The organism is Bradyrhizobium sp. CCBAU 11386, from assembly GCF_028128955.1.
GTDB lineage: Bacteria > Pseudomonadota > Alphaproteobacteria > Rhizobiales > Xanthobacteraceae > Bradyrhizobium.
In genome coordinates this window covers 1-2,901 of sequence record NZ_LBKA01000120.1, presented here as the reverse complement: position 1 = coordinate 2,901, position 2,901 = coordinate 1, and the positions used below count along the sequence as shown (strand labels likewise).

The window sequence follows — 2,901 nt, the reverse complement described above, 5'->3', positions numbered from 1 at the left end:
TCAAGAAACCCAGCGTCCGACGCGGGTCGGATAGTGGTTTTGGGTTTGAATCTACTGCTTGATCTGATTCAATGGCTTCATGATATCGAAGCCGGACGACCTTCCATCGGATCTTGCGAGTGCCCTGGCGGCGCTGCAGGCCGAACGTGAGGCGCGGCTGCAAGCCGAGGCGGTAGCTGCCAGTGCGCGGGCGGAGCTGTCGGCCAACGAGGCGCTGATCGCGCATCTTGAGCTGCGGATCGAGAAGCTCAAGCGCGAACTGTACGGGCAGCGCTCCGAGCGCACGGCGCGGCTGATCGAGCAATTGGAATTGGAGCTCGAAGAGCTCGTCACCACGGCGAGTGAGGACGAGCTTGCCGCTCAGGCCGCGGCGACGAAAACCCAGAGCGTGCGCGCCTTCACGCGCAAGCGGCCGGTGCGCAAGCCGTGGCCGGACGACATCGAACGCGAGCGCGTCGTCATCGAGGCCCCGACGAGCTGTGCATGCTGCGGCGGATCGCACCTGTCGAAGCTGGGCGAGGATGTGACCGAGACGCTGGAGGAGATCCCGCGCCGGTTCAAGCTGATCGAGACGGTACGGGAAAAGTTCACCTGCCGCGATTGCGAGAAGATCAGCCAGCCGCCGGCACCGTTCCATGTCACGCCGCGCGGCTTCATCGGTCCGCAATTGCTGGCGACAATCCTGTTCGACAAGTTCGGCATGCATATCCCGCTCAACCGCCAGAGTGTGCGCTTTAGGGCCGAGAGGATCGACCTCCCGTTGTCGACGCTGGCCGACCAGGTCGGCCACGGGACCTTCGCCGTCATGCCGCTGTTCCAACTGATCGAGCGGCATGTGCTGTCGGCCGAGCGCCTTCATGGCGACGACACCACCATCCGCATCCTGGCCAAGGGCAAGTGCACGACCGGGCGAATCTGGACCTATGTGCGCGACGATCGGCCCTACGGTGGGCCTGCGCCGCCGGCGGCGGTCTATTACGCCTCGAGCGACCGACGGGGCGAGCATCCCCAGAAGCATCTGGCCGCCTTCGCCGGTATCCTGCAGGCGGACTGCTACAGCGGCTTCGAGCCGTTGTTCGACCCGCAAAGGAAAGCGATACCGATCACGCCGGCATTTTGCCTAGCCCATGCGCGGCGGGGCTTCTTCGAACTGGCTGACATCGAGAAGAATGCCAGAGAAGGCCGCAAGGGCAAACCGGTCTCCCCGATCGCGCTGGAGGCTGTCAGGCGCCTCGATGCGTTGTTCGAGATCGAGCGCGCCATCAACGGCCGCAGCGCCGACGAGCGGCGTGCCGCGCGCCAGGAGAGAAGCAAGCCGCTTCTCGACGACATGCACGCCTGGCTGCTCCGTGAGCGAGAAACCCTCTCGCGCTCCTCCGAGGTCCTGAAGCCCATGAACTACATGCTCAGGCGCTGGGACGACTTCGCCCGCTTCCTCGACGATGGCAGAATCTGCCTCAGCAACAACGCCGCTGAAAGAGCGTTGCGCGGCATCGCCTTGGGGAGGCGCAACTGGACCTTCGCCGGCAGCCTGCGTGGCGCCGACCGCGCCGCCATCATGCTGACGATGATCACGACCTGTCGCCTGAACGACGTCGATCCCAAAGCCTGGCTCGCCGACATCCTCGCCCGTATCGCCGATCTTCCCGCTTCGCGTCTGCACGAGCTGCTGCCCTGGGAATGGAAGCTCCTGCGTCAGGCCGACAACCCCACCGGTCAGCAGGCCGCCTGACCTTCACGCAACGCCATCATAGAGCTCGCCGGGCCCGCGCGCACGCGTCAATCGGGCGGTCTTCATCGTATGCCTACGTTTAAGCGGCTTTTAGCCCATCTGGATCTGAAGGATATAATCCGATGGCGGCATGGCCTGATTCGATTGTAGAAACCCTCGATGAAGGCGAAGATATCGCGCTGGGCGTCGGCTTGCCTGATGCAATGATGAACAAGCTCGCTCTCCAGGGTGTTGAAGAAGCGTCGGGGCGTTGTCGCTTTGCGGCTCGTGTCGATGCGGTGATGCCGGCGACGGCAGGGACCACCCGGTTCGTGGGGAAGCGGGCACGCCGCAAATGATGGATCGATCCGGTAGGGCGCCACTGCTGGCGGAGCCATGGGAAGATGAGCGATTAGCTCGACCGGCGTGTGATGGTGTGATGGCGCATTTGCCCAACCGACGCGATCTTGCGGCTGAAGAGAGCCATGACGGCTGCCAAGTAAAGCCAACCCACGGCCGTCGGGACCATAAAGCCGCTAGCCAACGGCCTTGACACATTGGGCTTTTTTGCGAGGACCGTGGCAGATGTCGCGCTGCTGGCTTCGGTCCTGACTGCGGGGCGCATCCCTGCCTCGCTGACACCGACAGAACCCAAAATTGGACTGTTGGATACTTCGCCTTGGGGACAGCCCACAACATACTCATACGCCGAAAGCCGCTCAATTGACGCATGCGCGCGAGCACGGCGAGCTCTATGATCGGTTGGGTGAAGATCAGGCGGCCTGCTGACCGGCGGGCTTGTCGGTTTGGCGCAGGAGCTTCCATTCCCAGGGCAGCAGTTCGTGCAGGCGCGACGCGGGAAGATCGGCGATACGGGCCAGGACATCGGCGCGCCAGGCCTTGGGATCGACGTCGTTGAGGCGACAGGTCGTGATCATCATCAGCATGATGGCGGCACGGTCGGCGCCACGCTGGCTACCAGCGAAGGTCCAGTTGCGCCTTCCCAAGGCGATGCCTCTCAATGCGCGGTCAGCGCAATTGTTAAAGGGCATGATGTTTTCAGCGCTCAAACCCGGTGGAGAGGACTGGTCGTCCGGATTAGTCTGTCGAAGCCGGGATAGGGGCGCTGGAGCACGAAACGGTGGCAGGCCGCCATGACCATGAGCTGTGAGCTCGCTTTGTTACTTGGC

At 63.4% G+C, this 2,901-nt stretch carries 2 protein-coding genes and 1 pseudogene; 2 read left to right on the top strand and 1 reads right to left on the bottom strand.

Going from position 1 to position 2,901, the window contains the following annotated elements:
- Positions 1 to 79 precede the first annotated feature (79 nt).
- Together tnpC and XI09_RS08790 are read left to right on the top strand one after the other, a co-directional pair.
- Positions 80 to 1,732 (top strand): IS66 family transposase, encoded by a 1,653-nt coding sequence (gene tnpC, locus XI09_RS08795; protein WP_271566488.1) that lies wholly within the window; start codon positions 80 to 82, stop codon positions 1,730 to 1,732.
- Between the two features lie 122 nt (positions 1,733 to 1,854).
- Entirely contained in the window at positions 1,855 to 2,070 is a 216-nt protein-coding gene (locus XI09_RS08790) for a hypothetical protein (RefSeq protein WP_271566489.1), read from the top strand.
- Between the two features lie 414 nt (positions 2,071 to 2,484).
- Here the strand turns inward: XI09_RS08790 and XI09_RS08785 are convergent.
- A pseudogene (locus XI09_RS08785) lies at positions 2,485 to 2,754 on the bottom strand (transposase domain-containing protein); the annotation flags it as partial.
- Positions 2,755 to 2,901 lie beyond the last annotated feature (147 nt).

Coding starts and splice junctions, on each gene's coding strand:
- XI09_RS08790 (WP_271566489.1), top strand. CDS start 1,855: ATGGCGGCATGGCCTGATTCGATTGTAGAAACCCTCGATGAAGGCGAA.
- tnpC (WP_271566488.1), top strand. CDS start 80: ATGATATCGAAGCCGGACGACCTTCCATCGGATCTTGCGAGTGCCCTG.